This is a genomic window from Confluentibacter sediminis (genome assembly GCF_003258355.1).
GTDB classification, from domain to species: Bacteria; Bacteroidota; Bacteroidia; order Flavobacteriales; family Flavobacteriaceae; genus Confluentibacter; species Confluentibacter sediminis.
Genome location: NZ_QKPO01000003.1, coordinates 321342 through 337735, shown reverse-complemented (window position 1 = coordinate 337735; position 16394 = coordinate 321342). Strand labels below are relative to the sequence as shown.

Sequence of the window (16394 nt, the reverse complement as noted above, 5' to 3'; positions counted from 1 at the left end):
CCAAAGCGGGATTCTTTTTTATTTAAGCTTAAAAACATTACGATTTCTCAACAGTAATTTAAGCCTTACTAATGTCATTAATTCAGTCCATAATTTGTTATGTGAAAATAATCAAATGACACATCGAATGGTGTATCGAGCTTTGTTATATCTGAATTAAAATAATAGATACTTTTCATATACTGTGTTATCACACCATCACAGACAACCAGTCCTGCTTTAATATCCTTCAATAACATATCTACACTTCCAAGCGTTTCAAATTTGGTACCGTCTAGTGAATAATAAGCTGTATAAAGACTGCCTTTTTTCTCTAATTTTAGAATTAAGTAATTGCTGCCTGTTATTTCTGTTTTCAGATTAAAACTTGCAACCGATTTTGCAATGTCGTTTTCTTCTATCATAAAGTCGATGGTTCCGGGTTGAATTCCGTTAGAGCGAGTGGTTTTTGTAACAGCTCGTAGCATTAATTTAACAAAATTACCGTCATTTTGATAGGCAAGAATTCCAGCGTTTTCTGGTTGCGATGGGGTTCTTGAGCATACCAATTTTGTTTCAACAGTCCAATCATTGTTAGCACTTTGCAATAATATGTTTTTCGCATTATTAGTGTTTTCTGAAATATCTCCAGCTTCACTGGTTATGGTTAGCGAGCCGTTATTATTTGTGGTGCTTACGGTTGCTTTGTTTTCCCTAAACCATTTCCATTGGGTACCAACAGAACCATTGAATTCATCACTAACTGAGTTAATATCGAAATTCAAGTAATACGTATTGGTTTCAAGTGTTATATTATCAATAAATTTCACAACGGCAGTTCCAGGAACAGTTTTAAGTTGTTCGATATCTACGGTAATGTTATCTCCTAACGCAGATGCTTTAATTACGGGAATTTTTGATTTATTGCTTAAAAGGTAGCTGTAGGCTTTTATTTTTTTATTGAAACCACTAATGTTTTTGCCGTTAATGGTAATTGATTTTGGGCTAAGGTCTGGCATTACTTTTAAAGGGTAATTACCAGAAAGGGTTGTGCCATCTACAGTTACATCAGCATAAATAGACGCAACTCCGACGCCCGTAGCGGTTACTTTTCCATTTTCATCCACTTTGATCACCGAAGGATTGTTGCTTTTGTAAACAACTTGAGCTTTTGATAGGTCATAAAAACTATCATCAGACATAGCTGCGGTAACGTTGGTCTGTACTACGTCACCAGGTTTTAAAACCATTTTATTGCTTTCTGCTACAACTGTTGTTAATATGGGTTTATAAGCACCACTCATTTTAGCTTCTACTTGCCCTTTAATATCTCTTGAAGAAGCTCCAATTTCAAAAATGTATTGACCTTGGTCGAAAGTGATTTCACCTTTTTTAGCATCCCAAAACCAAAGATCTTTACAGTCAATATCAATAGATACTGTTTTTATTTGTCCTTTCGGAATAGTCACTCTTTTAAATCCTTTCAATCTTTTAATTGGTCTTTCACTTGAAGCAGGACTATCAGGTGTTTTCAAATATACCTGAACAACTTCATCTCCATCTACTGCTCCTGTATTTTTAACATCAACACTAATAGTGACTTTGTCATTAGGAGAGATGCTGTTCTTATTGATTTTGAAATTGCTGTATTCAAAAGAGGTATAAGATAGACCAAATCCAAATTCATAGGATACATCTTTATTGAAATACCAGTAAGTTCTTCCATTGGTGCCATCGCCGCGCAATGTATAATCATTAAAATCTGGAAGGTCATTTAATGATTTGTGCCAAGTCACATTTAGCTTTCCACCTGGATTAACATCTCCAAATAAAATTTTAGCCATGGCAGTACCTTGTGCCTGACCATTATAACCAGTCCAGATAATGCCTGGAATGTTTGCTGAATTTTTAAATTGTTCTACTTCTACCATACCCATAGTTTGCATTACTACAATCGTATTTGGATTGACAGCAGAAACTGATTTAATCAGTTCATTTTGGTTTCCAGGTAAGGTTATTGCGAAGCGGTCAGATTCTTCCCTGCCAGTTGTTTGATCTGTACCTACAAAAATTAAGGTTACATCTGCTGAGGCTGCCATGTCTAGGGTTTCTTGATCGATATTTGGAGTTTCAGCTTCCCGATATACTAGCACAATGGTTTGAGGACCGGTAATTCCTAAGGTGTTTATTTTAACAGGAACAGATTTAGATCTTCCAAAACCACCAAAACCACCTGATTGTTGGCTGCTTTCAATTTTTTCCGATGCCAATATATTCCCAGTTGCAGAACCAACTCTTACTTCTAGTAATCCACCTTCTCCAGATACGGTCATATTAAATTTCATGGAATCAACATTGGTAATATCAACATTGTTATATGCGGTCCAATCCCCATTTTTAATGCCTCTTACAGAAGTTTGTCCAAAGCGCGCCGAAGTAATTAAGCCTGCAGAGGAGTTGTCAAATTTTGTGGCATCATATTCCTTTAAAACATTATCCTTGCTAACTGTTGAAAAACCCAGCATAGTAAAGAAATCTGTTTTCCTATTGGTATTACCACTTGATTTAGATACAACTTCTATATCTAGATCGTGTTGTTTTATATAATTTTGAATTCCTGCTAAAGGGGTGATTTTTAGTGATGCTTCAACTTCACCCGAATAATCCCCTAATTCTATTTTATCGGCTTGAGGTCCTAATACAGCTATTCTTTTAATTCCTTTTAAGTTAATAGGTAGCGCTTTATTACTTGTTTTGCCAACAGCATTGTTTTTAAGTAGAACAGGCGTCTTAGTTGCTATTTCTAATGCAAGATCGTTGTGAGAAGGATCATTAATAATATTTGGTTTAATACCGCTATAAGGAACTATTTCTTTAGGGTCAAATTCGCCTATTCGCATTCTTATGGTAAAAATGTTTATTAAGGCTTTATCGATGTCACCTTGTGTAAGCAGCCCTTTTTCTAATGCATCTAGCGTGTGGTTTTGATACACACCACCACAATCAGTGTCAACACCAGCTAGAAGTCCCAAAGCCGCAGCTTCTTCATTGGTTTTGGAATAATGATGTCCTCTAACAATATCATCAATGGCACCACAGTCACCTGTAACATAACCATCTAAGCCATAAGTTTTCCGTGCAATAGTATCTACCAAATATTTATTGGCAGACATGGGAACACCGTTTACGGCACCGTAGGCTGTCATAATTGAGGGGAGATTGTCTTCTTTTATCAGTGTTCTATAAGGAAGTAGATAAAATTCCCTCATGTCTCTATCATCCATATCAGAACTACCCGAATGGCGATTAAACTCTGTATTATTGGCAAAATAGTGCTTCCCACATGGAACAGATTTAAGATAGGTCGGATCATCTCCCATTAAACCTTGAATGAAACTTTTTCCAATTTGTGAAACCAAAAAGGGATCTTCACCAAATGTTTCTGCCGTTCTTCCCCAACGCGGGTCTCTGGCGGGTTCAATAACGGGTGACCAATAGGTGAGCGTGAAAATAAGATCATGGTTAAAACCTCTTGCTTCATCTGAAATAGCGTTTGTTTCACGTTTTATAAGTTCAGGATCCCATGTAGCACCAACGGCTACACTATTGGGAAATGAGGTTGCTGTCATACCGCTATTGTTGTTTCTGCCCATAATTCCGTGCAAAGCTTCCCCCCAAAAATCATAGTGATTCACACCAAGTCTTGGGATAGGGGGCATGGTATTACCAAGTTGGCTTTGCTTTTCTTCGGGAGTCATCCTAGAAACCAAGTCAATGGCTCGTTCTTTAAAAGAGTAAGATGTATTAAGATAAATGGGGACTTTTGCTTTCTCTTGCGTTGGCAGAAAGGCCATGCTGCCAATGCAGCAAATAATTAAATAGAAGAGTTTAGTTTTGTTGGGTTTCATTGTATATAAATTTTGTTATTAGTCAATTTGGCTTTATTACTATGAATAAGGTTTGCTTTAACTTAGATATCGTTATAAATTAATTAGGTTTAATACATTAGTTGAGTCAAGAATAATTTATTTCAGATGTCAGATTTTAAAATACATGCTTCGAATGTAAAAAATTAAACGAATATAAATTCTGATTAATATCATAGTTATGATTTATAAAAGAGCGTTATATTTCCACAAAATATTATTAAAGTGATACTTCAAATAGAAGAGAGGGATAAAGGAGAGGTACATTTCTTAGGCTAATAAGTTTTTAATTAAAAACCAAAATAACAGAAGTCCCTTTACCAATAGCACTATTTATTTTAATTTTTCCTTTATGTAAAAGCATAATCTGTTTGCTAAGGCTTAATCCAATACCACTTCCATTTTTTTTGGTCGTAAAGAAAGGTACATAAATACTATCTAGTATTTCATCAGGAATTCCCGCACCATTGTCTTGTACTTGGATAATAGTCTGACTTTTCAAATTTACAGTGGCGGAAATATTGATTTGGGCATGTTCTGTGTGTTCGGTAGCTTCTAAGGCATTTAAAATGAGGTTAATAAGGACTTGTTCAATTAAATGTCTATCGATATCAACTTTTAGATGAGAATCTGAAAGGCTAAATTCTAATTTGATTTTTTTTAATGAAGGCTGTAAAAGATTTTTGATATTATCAAATAAGTCTGAAATAGTAACCGTACTAAGATTCAGTTGTGTTACTTTATGTAAACTTCGGTAAGTTTTGGCAAACATCATAAGGCCTTCACTTCTTTTTTTAATGCTTTCAATTCCAACATCTAAGTCTTCCATATTTAATGGGTTTTCTTTAGGATTTTTTACAGCATCTCTCACATGGTGTTGTAGCGTTTCTGCCAATGATGAAATAGGGGAAATGGAGTTCATGATTTCATGTGTCATAACACTCAATATTTTTTTCCAAGCTTCAGATTCTGTATGGTCAATGGTTTCATCAATATTTTGTACCGCAATAATTTTATAGAGATCATCCTCAATTTTAAAAAGTGAATCCGACACCAACAAGTTTAGTTTATCATGTCCAATAAATACAGACAATGAGGTTGTTTCTGGATGATTTTCAATACATAATTTATTATAAAAATCAGTTTTTCTTTTTTTTAAAAAACTTACTTTTTTAAATTCAGGAACGTCTAAAATATCTCTAAAGGCATTATTTATTAACAGTACGTTTCCAGATTGAGTATTGTAAGCGATAATTCCAGTATCCACCATTTCTAAGATTTGTCTCAAATAAATATGTTGGATTTCTTTTTCACTATTCATGGCTTTAATAGTTTTAGTAACTGTATTAAAGCTTTTGTGGAGTTCTTGAATGTCTTTACTGCCAGACTTTTCATTAAAAAATCTAGAAAAATCCCGATAGGTAATAGATTCAAGAAAATCGTCGACTTCAGTAAGTCGATTATTTATAAAATGGAATAGATTGATTAAAAGTATGATGATGAAGAATAATGAACAAAAAAAATAATATTTAATTTCAAGTTGATAGGTACCAACAGTTAACACTACACCAAATAGTATTAAAATCATTCTAAAAACCAGAGGGTATTTAAACTTTCTATAAGCCATGTTTATTCATCCGTCTATAAAGTGCGGTTCTTGTAATGCCAAGGTCTTTAGCAGATTTAGAAATATTGCCGTTATTTTTATTGATGACTTTTTGTATGGTGGTTTTTTCGACCTCATCTAAGTTCACATCTTCAATTATTTGGGGGGCAATTGGTTGTTCCAATGCAGAAAAAACGAGGTCGTTATCTATTAGCATGTATGAGTCAGCCATAATAACAGCTCGTTCCAAGGCGGATTGTAATTCTCTCACATTCCCAGGAAAGTGATAGTTTTTTAGTTTTTTAACTAAGCTTTCATCTAGTTTAAATTCTGTTTTGAAATATTTTTCAGAGTATTGTTCCAAATAAAACTTGGCTAAAAGCAAAATGTCATTATCCCTATCTCTGAGCGGTGGCACATTGATTTCTACCGTGTTAATCCTATAAATAAGGTCTTTCCTGAATTTTGTTTCATCCGCCAGCATTTCCATCCCAACATTGGTTGCGCAAATCAGACGGATATCAATGGGAACTTGAAGGTTGGAACCAATAGGGGTGATGAATCTATTTTGAAGGACCGTGAGTAATCGTACTTGTTGTTGTAGAGAAATGTTCCCAATTTCGTCTAAAAACAAGGTGCCACCTTGGGCTATTTCAAAACGTCCTTGTCTGTCTTCACGGGCATCTGTAAAGGCTCCTTTTTTATGACCAAACAATTCACTTTCAAACAATGAACTCGTTAAAGCACCTACATCCACCTTTACAAATGGTTGGTCTTTTCGTAAGGAATTATCATGAATCGCTTTTGCAATTAAATCTTTTCCAGTACCATTTTCACCCAAAATCAAGACATTGGCATCTGTTGGGGCTACTTTTTGTATTTTAAGAAATACATGTTTCATGGCATCACTTTCACCAAGAATTTTGCCATCGTTTAATACAGGTTTCCAAGCCTTTGTTTTGCCAACAGATTTTTTGCTTAAAATATCTTGAACAGATTGGAAAAGCTTTTCATTTTTCCAGGGCTTAATCAAAAAATCGGAGGCCCCTTCTTTTAAAGCCCTTATGGCCAAATCAATATCGCCATAGGCGGTAATTAAAATGACATCCACCTCATGGTTAATTTCCTTTATTTTTTTAAGCCAAAATATGCCTTCGTTACCTGTATGTATTAGGCCATTAAAATTCATGTCGAGAATAACCAAATCAAACTTTTTTTGTGATAGGAGTGATTGAATATTATTAGGATTTTTCTCAGTAGTAACGTCCTTTGCTTTAGATTTTAAAAGCAACCTGATGGCTGTCAGCACATCGGCATCATCGTCAATAATTAATATGGAAGCATTTTTAAGTAGCATAATTACAATATTACGATTTTATAAGACTTCTATAAAAAATGTACGATGCTAATTTTTGGGAAGTAAAAAGTGTATCGTTTCCGAACAGTGTTTGTTGCAAAAGCGAACACATTAATAGTGATATTTTAGTTTAAATATTTGATAATCAATAATTTATTTGTTTGGCACGATTCTGCTAAGATAAATATAAAAATTAAAATATTATATGGACATTCCAATTGAAAAAAAGAGATTCAGTACTTCAAACATACTAAAAATTGTAGGTGTAATCGCTATTTTATTACTTGTTATTTTTGTATATGCTTCAACTGGTGGTGGCTCAAAATTAAATGTTGAGACCGAACGGATTACTATTAGCACTGTTGAAAAAGGCATTTTTCAGGAGAATGTTCCTGTTAATGGTATCGTATTACCTATTTCAACTATTTACTTAGATGCGCTTGAAGGCGGTCGGGTGGAAGAATTATTTGTTGAAGATGGGGCTCTCATGAAACAAGGAGATCCTATTTTGCGTCTTTCGAATACCGATTTGGAATTGACCTTGGTAAACCAAGAAACCTCGGTTTATAATTTATTGACCCAAATGCAGATTTCACAAACAGCGGCACGCCAAAATACCATCAATAGATTAAACCAAATGACGGATGTTGAAAATGCTTTTATTGAAGCAAAAAGGGTTTATAATTTGAATCAAAAATTGTATGAAGAAAAAGCGATTGGTAAACAGGACTATTTGCAATCCCAAAACGATTATAATTATCAAAAAGAACGGATGCAATTGGCAAAGGAAATTTTAAAGCAAGATTCCATAGCGGTTAAACAAGTGAGCAATCAAGAGTCTAGTTCTTACGCTAGAACCAAAAATGCTTTGGAGCTGATGCGTAAAAAAGTTGGTGACCTTATTGTACGTGCTCCAGTAGATGGGCAATTAACTTCTTTAGATGCCGAAATTGGGCAATCCAAAAACAAAGGCGAACGCTTGGGTCAGTTGGATGTTCTGAACGGTTACAAAGTGCGGGTAGATATTGATGAGCATTATATTTCCCGAATTTACACCGGTCAAAAAGGAACATTTCCTTTGAATAATAAAGACTATACATTGGTTATTAAAAAGGTATATACCCAAGTGACTAATGGACGTTTTCAAGTGGATATGCAATTTGATGGGGAAGTTCCAGAAGGCATTCGTAGAGGACAGACCTTATCTATTCGGGTGGCTTTAAGCGAAGAGAAAGAAGCTGTTATGATTCCAAAAGGTGGGTTTTTCCAAGAAACAGGAGGCAATTGGATTTATAAAGTCAGTGATGATGGCAATTCAGCTTATAAAGTAGATATCCAATTGGGCAACCAAAACACAGAAAATTATGAGGTATTGCAAGGTTTGAAACCTGGAGACAAGGTAATAACCTCCAGTTATAGTAATTATAAAGACATAGAAGAACTTGTATTAAAAAATTAAAATGAACTCAATGATAAAAATTAAAGACCTAGAGAAATATTACCGTACTGAAGAAGTGCAAACGGTAGCATTAAACAAATTAACATTTGATGTTAAAGAAGGCGAATTTGTTGCCATTATGGGACCGTCTGGTTGCGGTAAATCAACGCTTTTAAACATTATAGGCCTTTTGGATGATCCAGATGGCGGCAGTTTCATATTTAACGGTATTGAGGTTGCTGGGTTCAATGAACGCAAGCGTGCCGATTTAAGAAAACACAACATCGGTTTTGTGTTTCAAAGCTTTAATCTGATTGATGAACTTACTGTGTATGAAAATGTAGAATTACCATTAATATACACTGGCGTAAAACCTGCCGATAGAAAAAAACGGGTGGAAGAGGTGTTGGAAAAAATGCAGATTATGCACCGTAGAAACCACTTTCCACAACAATTATCTGGTGGACAACAACAACGGGTTGCCGTAGCAAGAGCCGTTGTAAATAATCCAAAATTGATTCTGGCAGATGAGCCTACGGGAAATCTGGACAGTAGCAATGGTAACGACGTGATGCAATTACTAACAGAACTAAATGATCAGGGAACCACAGTCATTATGGTAACGCACAGTGAACATGATGCTAAATATAGCCATCGTATTATTCGCATGTTGGATGGACACAAAGTCACCGAAGATATTTTAGTGTAATAATCGTCATCAATCAAAAAGCGAGCTATATGTTTAAAAATTATTTCAAAATTGCCTTCCGAAACCTTTGGCGTCACCGCTTGTTTTCATTTCTTAATATTTTAGGATTAACGGTTGGTATGACAGCCTGCTTTTTAATTTTCACTTATGTTAATTTTGAAACGAGTTATGATAATTTTCACAGCAAAAGCGATCGTATCTACCGTATAGTAGCTGATCTTAAAACACCTACTGAAGTTATTAATGGTAGTGGGCCATCATGGGCTGTTGCTCCCCATATTACGGAATTTCCTGAAGTAGAAACAGCTATAAGAGTAATGCAAAATGTAATTCTCTTCAAAAAAGGCAACGTAAAATTTAATGAACCAGAAGCTTTATTTGCAGATCCTGATTTTTTTACAACGTTTGACTTTCCATTGGTTAAAGGGGATTCCAAAACAGTATTAACTGAGCCCTTAAGTATTGTTTTATCTGAAACACTTGCAAAAAAATATTTTGGGGATGAAGAGCCTATGGGTAAGACGATTTTACTAACTGGTGACCAACTACCTGCTACAGTAACTGGTATCATGAAAGACTTTCCCGAAAATTCACAGATAAAAGGAAATGTGGTAGTTTCTATGACTACCATAACGAAGAAATTCAACGCAAGACTGAATGATCAATGGGCAAATTATAGTCCTTATGCTTATGTTTTACTAAAACCAGGTACTGATGCAATAGCATTCGAAAAAAAATTGCCGGGTTTTCTTGAAAAATGGAATGGAAAAGAAATGGATCAACTTCAAATGTATCCTACCTTATTCTTGGAGCCTATGAAAGATGTGTATCTAAGATCGACCCGTGGTGGGTTTGTAACGGGTAACATCAAAAATGTATATATATTTTCAATCATTGGCTTCTTCATAATATGTATTGCGAGCATTAATTTTATAAATCTTACCACGGCACGTTCTGCTGAAAGAGCTAAAGAAGTAGGTATCCGTAAGGTAATAGGAGCTCGTAAAACACAACTCGTTTTACAATTTATTGGTGAGTCCATAATAATATGTATGATCGCTTTCATATTAACTATTGGGCTGATTGCATTATTGAATAACTCCTTTAATGATCTCTCGGGAAAAGTTGTTAGTACAGGGATTTTTAATAACCTCCAATATGTATTTTATCTACTGCTGGTGGCGTTGGGTATTGGGTTATTGGCAGGAATTTATCCAGCTTTTATATTATCTTCTTTTAAACCAGTAACCGTTTTAAAAGGACGTTTTGCAACAGGTGCAAATGGCAATTTATTGCGTAAGAGCCTTGTAGTATCTCAGTTTGCCATTTCTACAGCTTTGGTAATAGGGACTATTGTGGTGTATGCACAAATGAGTTTTATGCGCAACCAAGATTTAGGCTTTAAAAAAGATCAGGTATTGGTCATAGAAACCAATGGAGATTCGGGAGCTAAAGCTCTTAAGGAAACTTTAAAAGGTTTAGCAAATGTCAATCAAGTATCTTTATCAGGTAGTGTCCCAGCAACTGGAAATCCTAGTGCCTATTCTGAAATAGAAAATATAAAAGGTGAATTACAGAAAGCAAATCTTGATCTCTTTTTTGTTGACTTCGATTACATCCCACTTTATAAAATGGAGGTAGTTGCAGGAAGAGCCTTCTCTAGGGATTTTATGACCGATACGACCCAAGCTATGGTATTAAATGAAGCCGCGGTAAAGATGTTTGGCTACACTTCTTCCGAGCAGGCTATTGGAAAAGAATTCAAGCAATGGGGACGTGAAGGAAAAATTGTTGGTGTGATAAAAGATTTCCATTTCCAATCACTACAGCAGCCCATCAAACCATTAACTATGCGTATTGAACAGGGTAATATGGATTATTTATCGGTAAGCTTAAACACGTCAAATCTTCAATCTACATTAGCAACCATAGAAAAAGCATACCAAAAAAACATTCCAAATAGACCATATAGTTATTATTTTTTGGATGAGTTTTTCGACCGCCAGTATAAAAGTGAGGAGAAGTTCGGTACTCTGTTTTTAAATTTTTCTTTGTTGGCCATTTTCATATCCTGTTTGGGCTTATTAGGGTTGGCATCGTACAGCACGATGCAGCGTACTAAAGAAATTGGTGTAAGGAAAGTATTGGGTGCAAGCGTGCCAAACATTCTCAATCTGTTGTCCAAAGATTTTTTAAAGCTTGTTGCCATGTCTTTTTTAGTAGCCGTGCCTGTATCAGCTTATTTCATGCATAAATGGCTAAATGATTTTGCTTATAGAATTAATCTAAGCTGGTGGGTATTTGCTTTAGCTATGCTAATTGCTTTAACGGTGGCCTTTTTAACCATCATGTTTCAGACGCTTAAGGCAGCAACTACAAACCCAACGAAAAGTTTAAGAACGGAATAAAACCCCTTAAAACTAGAGGGGGAATGCTAACTCAAAAAAAGTGTTAATTAAAAATAGTAGAAAGAAAAGCCCAAAACAGTTAAAAATGGTAAAAAATTATATAAAAACAGCTTGGAGAAACATACGTGCCAATAAACTTTTCACTGTTTTAAACATTGTAGGGTTGGCAATTGGTTTGTGTGTGTGTATCATTCTTTTTGCGTTTGTGTATACAGAACTCAACTTTGATAACATGTATTCTAATTCAGAAAACATCTATAGGGTTAATATGGAAACTTCTGAAGAATATGATTTTGAAATATGGGCAGAGTTGCCAAATGCCGTAGGTCCAGCCATCGTGAAGGACATTCCCGAGGCTAAAAAAATGACCCGGTTAATAAAAGATGATTTTGGTGTGACCGCTTCTTTAAAGATAGGCGATAAAAACTACAATGAAAATGGACTTTATTTGGCAGATTCTACAATCTTCAGCATGTTTGATTTTAAATTTTTAGAAGGAAACTCTAAAAATGCTTTTTTACAACCTAAATCAATCGTGCTTTCTCAATCAGCAAAAGAGCGGTTTTTTGGGAGTAAAAGTGCCATGGGAGAACTTATTACCGTAAACAACAGGGATACACTTCAGGTTTCTGGCATTTATGCCGATTTGCCAAAAAATAGCGTCATAGACTGCGATATGGTCTATAATATTAAGGATTCATGGATGGGTACCGACGTTTATTGGAGCAATGCCAGTTATGAGACTTATATACAGCTTCAGCCAAATACCACAGTTGCCCAAATTGAAGATCAAGCAACCGACCTGATAGATAAATATGTTGATAAGGATGGGCAGTACTTTACTAAATTCTTCTTTCAGCCTTTAACAAAAATACATTTGTATTCGGCTAATGTGCAGGACGGTTATTCAACCAGACTTGGTAATATAAATACAATAAAAAGCCTCTTATTTCTATCGTTGCTCATCCTGTTTATCGCTTGTATAAATTATATGAATTTAGCAACTGCAAATTCCCGAAAACGATCAAAAAGTATTGGGGTAAATAAAGTTTTAGGAGCTAACAGAGGTCAAATGCTTTCGCTTTTTTATGTAGAAACCGCTATTCTGGTGCTTTTTTCAGTTGTAGTTGGATATGCGATTTCATTCCTTACTCTTCCATTGTTTAGAAGTATTACGGGTAATGATATTAATTATCATGATTTACTAGCTACACCCATTTTAATTGGTTTACTTATTATATGGGGTGTTATTACGATTGTTGCGGGCAGTTATCCAGCAATTTCAATGTCTAGTATTTCCCCACTTTTATTAGTTAGTAAATCAAAGAAAAAAAATTCAGCTTCGGAATTTGTTAGAAAAGGATTGGTGGTATTTCAGTTTTCAGCTTCCATCATTCTGATAATCGCTGTTACGATAATCCTTCAGCAAATGACATTTATTAAAAACAAAAATCTGGGCTATAATCCCAATGGTGTTCTAGCTGTTTCTGTTAAATCTGCTGAGAGTAGGCAGCAAGTTCGAAGTTTAACACAAAACCTTAAAAGGCAGATGTCTATAGAAAGTGTTTCGGCTGTTCAGTCAATGCCAGGTTTAAATGAAAGTGGTCGTTCAGTGCGTAAATTAAGCACAGATGTGGTAGGAATGCCCATTAAAAGTTGCCGTACTGAGGGTGATATTATTGAAACTCTAAAATTAAATTTACTTGCAGGAAGTAAACTGCCAGAAGTTATTTCAGAGGGAGACTCTATAATATATACATTGATAAATGAAAAAATTATCAACTATTTAGATTATAAGTCTCCTAATGATGCCATTGGTAAAATTATCAATACAGAACTTGGGGGTAGGGCTATAATTACTGGGGTTGTGGCAAATTTTAATTACAATTCTGTCAAAGAAGATATTGGCGGGTATATGTATTATAAATCTAACAAAGCTCCTGAACGTGTTCGTGCACTTTTGATTAGGTATAACACGCAAAATCTTCCACAATTTATGGGGAATTTACAGAAAACCTTTAATGAAAATATGCCCAACACGGCCTTTGATTATGAATTTTTAGACAAACATGTCGCGCAATTATATGCTTCAGAAGAAAAGACAGCGCATGCGGTCTCTGTTTTTTCGGTATTGGCAATTTTTATTGCGTGTCTTGGTCTTTTTGGACTTGCCGCTTTTACCGCAGAACAGCGCACCAAAGAAATTGGTGTACGCAAGGTTTTGGGAGCTTCTGTAGCGGGAGTAACAACGTTGTTGTCTAAAGATTTTTTAAAGTTAGTGTGTATGGCATTTATATTGGCTTCTCCGATTGCCTATTGGATTATGCAAAACTGGTTACAGGATTTTACATATCGTACACCAATTAATTGGTGGGTATTTGTGCTAGCCGGAATTGCAGCGGTTTTTATCGCACTACTAACAGTCAGTTTCCAAGCGATTAAAGCAGCCATTGCAAACCCCATAAAAAGTTTAAGGACGGAATAAATCATCATCAATCAAAAAACGAATAATCATGATTAAGAATTATTTTAAAATAGCGTGGCGAAACTTACTTAAAAACAAAGCCTATAGTTTTATAAATATTGGTGGGTTGGCCGTTGGTATAGCTTGCTTCATTTTGATAGCAAGGTATGTGGTAGATGAATTGAGTTACGACAGATGGAATCCATACGCCGAAAATATTTATAGAATTAATTCTAATATCCGTTTTGGTGGAAGTGAAAATATAATTGCAGATACTTCCGACCCTATGGGGGAGACTATGAAAGAAGATTACCCACAAGTATTGCAATTCACAAGGTTTTATAATTCCAATGGGCCGAAACTTGTCAAAGTCCATAATGAATTTATTAGGGAAACATCGGTGGTACATGCTGATTCCACTTTGTTAGATATTTTTCCTTTTGAAATCATTGCTGGAGAAAAATTGAAACCTCTTCACGGGCGGGATAAGGTATTGATAACGGAAACAGCCGCCAAAAAATATTTTGGTTCAATGCCTTACGATCAAATTATAGGTAAAACTTTAGAGGTTAATGGTGATACTAAATATTACACTGTTACTGCCATTATGAAAGATGTGCCCCAGAATACACATTTCCATTTCAATTTGTTTTTTACGATGGCGAATGTGAATTACGATTGGAACAATTTTCTAAATCATAATTTTCTCACTTATATAAAATTAAAGGATGGTACAGACCCAACAGATATTGAAGCTAAGTTTAAAGAATTTAGTAATAAATATTTACTTCCTCAGGCTAAGGCAGCTGTTCAGATTAATAGTCTTGAAGAATTTGAACAGGCGGGCAATTATATTCGTTATTCATTAATATCTCTAGAGGATATTCATTTGTATTCCAATCGTTCTGGCGAGTTAGAACCTAATGGCAATATTCAATATGTCTATATTTTCTCGGTAATAGCCTTGTTCGTATTGCTTATTGCCTGCATTAATTTTATGAATTTGGCCACAGCCCGTTCTACCACACGTGCAAAAGAAGTAGGGGTTAGAAAAGTATTAGGCACTGATAAGAAATTATTGATTTCCCAATTTTTGTCAGAATCAATTATCATGTGCGCACTGGCTACCATCTTTGGCGTAAGCTTAGCAATAGTATTATTAAACCCTTTCAATACTCTATCAGCTAAAACTTTCCATGTGCAGGATTTGTTTAGCCTTGGGTGGATAGTATTTTATCTATTATTACCTATTGTGGTAGGGGTTTTATCTGGGCTATATCCAGCATTTTATTTGTCTTCTTTTAAACCTATTACAGTGCTTAAAGGTAAAATGCAAATCTCATGGAATAAGGATAGGTTTCGTTCTTCTTTAGTGGTCTTTCAGTTTGTAATTTCCATTGTTTTGATAGTAGGGTCTTTCGTAGTGTTTAATCAACTGGAATATATTCAAAATAAAAATGTAGGTTTTAATAAGGAGCAGATTTTGGTCATAAACGATACTGGCATTTTAGGTAATAACCAAGAAGCATTTAAAAATGAAATAACCAATATGTCGGGCGTTTCAGAAGCTACCTATGCAGGATATATACCTGTTTCAGGGAGTGCAAGGTCAAACACAACATTTTTTAAAGAATCTACCATAAATGTCAACAGTGGCATTAATATGCAAGATTGGAGGATAGACGAATCCTATATTCCTTTAATGGGTATGGAAATGGTTGAAGGTCGGAATTTTTCAAAGGAAATGAAAACCGATTCGATGGCTTTAATATTGAATGAAGAAGCTGTTAAATTGCTCGGGTTTGAAGATCCCATTGGTAAAAAGTTATATGGTGGTGGCCGTCTTGAAGAAGGTATTGTTGAAACCTACCACGTTATAGGTGTGGTTAAAGATTTTAATTACGAATCCTTGAGGGAAAACGTAGGGCCTTTGGCATTAAAATATGGAAGAGCCAATTGGGCTATGGCATTTAAAGTAACAGCATCCAATTTACCTTCATTAATGACTACTATTGAATCTAAGTGGAAACAAATGTCTGGAAGCGCTTCGTTCACCTACAATTTTATGGTTGACTCTTTCAACGATATGTATAAGGCAGAGCAGCAAGTAGGCAACATTGCTTTCACCTTTTCAATTCTGGCCATATTAATTGCTTGTTTGGGATTATTTGGTTTGGCTTCTTACATGGCAGAGCAGCGGAAGAAAGAATTAGGGGTTAGAAAAGTGTTGGGAGCAGATGTTACAAACCTTATCACCTTGCTTTCCAAGGATTTTATAAAACTGGTAATCATAGCTTTTTTGATTGCTTCTCCATTAGCTTGGTATACCATGCACCGTTGGTTAGAAAACTTTGCATACAAAGCGTCGTTAAGTTGGTGGATTTTTGTTGTTGCTGGTTTTATAGCCATTCTTATAGCCTTGGTCACCGTGAGTTTTCAAGCAATCAAAGCAGCCATAGCAAACCCGGTTAAAAGTTTAAGAACAGAATAAAATAAAGAAACCATGA

At 35.1% G+C, this 16394-nt stretch carries 8 protein-coding genes; 5 read left to right on the top strand and 3 right to left on the bottom strand.

Annotated elements, in window-relative coordinates:
- Positions 1-77: 77 nt before the first annotated feature.
- From DKT72_RS03325 to DKT72_RS03315, 3 genes are all read right to left on the bottom strand, one after another.
- A complete protein-coding gene (locus DKT72_RS03325) occupies positions 78-3887 on the bottom strand; it encodes a glycoside hydrolase family 3 C-terminal domain-containing protein (RefSeq protein ID WP_220628070.1) in 3810 nt (1269 codons plus the stop codon).
- A gap of 304 nt (positions 3888-4191) precedes the next feature.
- Positions 4192-5532, bottom strand: coding sequence for a sensor histidine kinase (locus tag DKT72_RS03320; RefSeq protein ID WP_111307295.1), 1341 nt, complete (start codon positions 5530-5532; stop codon positions 4192-4194).
- Positions 5522-6868 (bottom strand): sigma-54-dependent transcriptional regulator, encoded by a 1347-nt coding sequence (locus tag DKT72_RS03315; protein ID WP_111307294.1) that lies wholly within the window; start codon positions 6866-6868, stop codon positions 5522-5524. Before DKT72_RS03315 ends, DKT72_RS03320 begins: the two co-directional genes overlap by 11 nt.
- Before the next feature lie 205 nt (positions 6869-7073).
- Here DKT72_RS03315 and DKT72_RS03310 point away from each other — a divergent pair, with 205 nt between their 5' ends.
- From DKT72_RS03310 to DKT72_RS03290, 5 genes are all read left to right on the top strand, one after another.
- Positions 7074-8327 (top strand): efflux RND transporter periplasmic adaptor subunit, encoded by a 1254-nt coding sequence (locus DKT72_RS03310; protein WP_111307293.1) that lies wholly within the window; start codon positions 7074-7076, stop codon positions 8325-8327.
- Positions 8328-8337: 10 nt separating this feature from the next.
- A complete protein-coding gene (locus DKT72_RS03305; protein WP_111307341.1) occupies positions 8338-9015 on the top strand; it encodes an ABC transporter ATP-binding protein in 678 nt (225 codons plus the stop codon).
- Between the two features lie 29 nt (positions 9016-9044).
- Positions 9045-11423, top strand: coding sequence for an ABC transporter permease (locus DKT72_RS03300; protein WP_111307292.1), 2379 nt, complete (start codon positions 9045-9047; stop codon positions 11421-11423).
- An 85-nt stretch (positions 11424-11508) separates the two neighbouring features.
- Complete coding sequence (locus DKT72_RS03295) at positions 11509-13908, top strand: ABC transporter permease (protein ID WP_111307291.1); 2400 nt, start codon at positions 11509-11511, stop codon at positions 13906-13908.
- 28 nt (positions 13909-13936) lie between these two features.
- The gene (locus DKT72_RS03290) at positions 13937-16378 is read left to right on the top strand and encodes an ABC transporter permease (RefSeq protein ID WP_111307290.1); all 2442 of its coding nucleotides are present in this window, start codon (positions 13937-13939) and stop codon (positions 16376-16378) included.
- Positions 16379-16394 lie beyond the last annotated feature (16 nt).

Bases quoted from the DNA above. Each gene is read 5' to 3' on its own strand.
- DKT72_RS03300 (WP_111307292.1), top strand. From the start codon at position 9,045: ATGTTTAAAAATTATTTCAAAATTGCCTTCCGAAACCTTTGGCGTCAC.
- DKT72_RS03295 (WP_111307291.1), top strand. From the start codon at position 11,509: ATGGTAAAAAATTATATAAAAACAGCTTGGAGAAACATACGTGCCAAT.
- DKT72_RS03315 (WP_111307294.1), bottom strand. From the start codon at position 6,868: ATGCTACTTAAAAATGCTTCCATATTAATTATTGACGATGATGCCGAT.
- DKT72_RS03290 (WP_111307290.1), top strand. From the start codon at position 13,937: ATGATTAAGAATTATTTTAAAATAGCGTGGCGAAACTTACTTAAAAAC.
- DKT72_RS03320 (WP_111307295.1), bottom strand. From the start codon at position 5,532: ATGGCTTATAGAAAGTTTAAATACCCTCTGGTTTTTAGAATGATTTTA.
- DKT72_RS03305 (WP_111307341.1), top strand. From the start codon at position 8,338: ATGATAAAAATTAAAGACCTAGAGAAATATTACCGTACTGAAGAAGTG.
- DKT72_RS03310 (WP_111307293.1), top strand. From the start codon at position 7,074: ATGGACATTCCAATTGAAAAAAAGAGATTCAGTACTTCAAACATACTA.
- DKT72_RS03325 (WP_220628070.1), bottom strand. From the start codon at position 3,887: ATGAAACCCAACAAAACTAAACTCTTCTATTTAATTATTTGCTGCATT.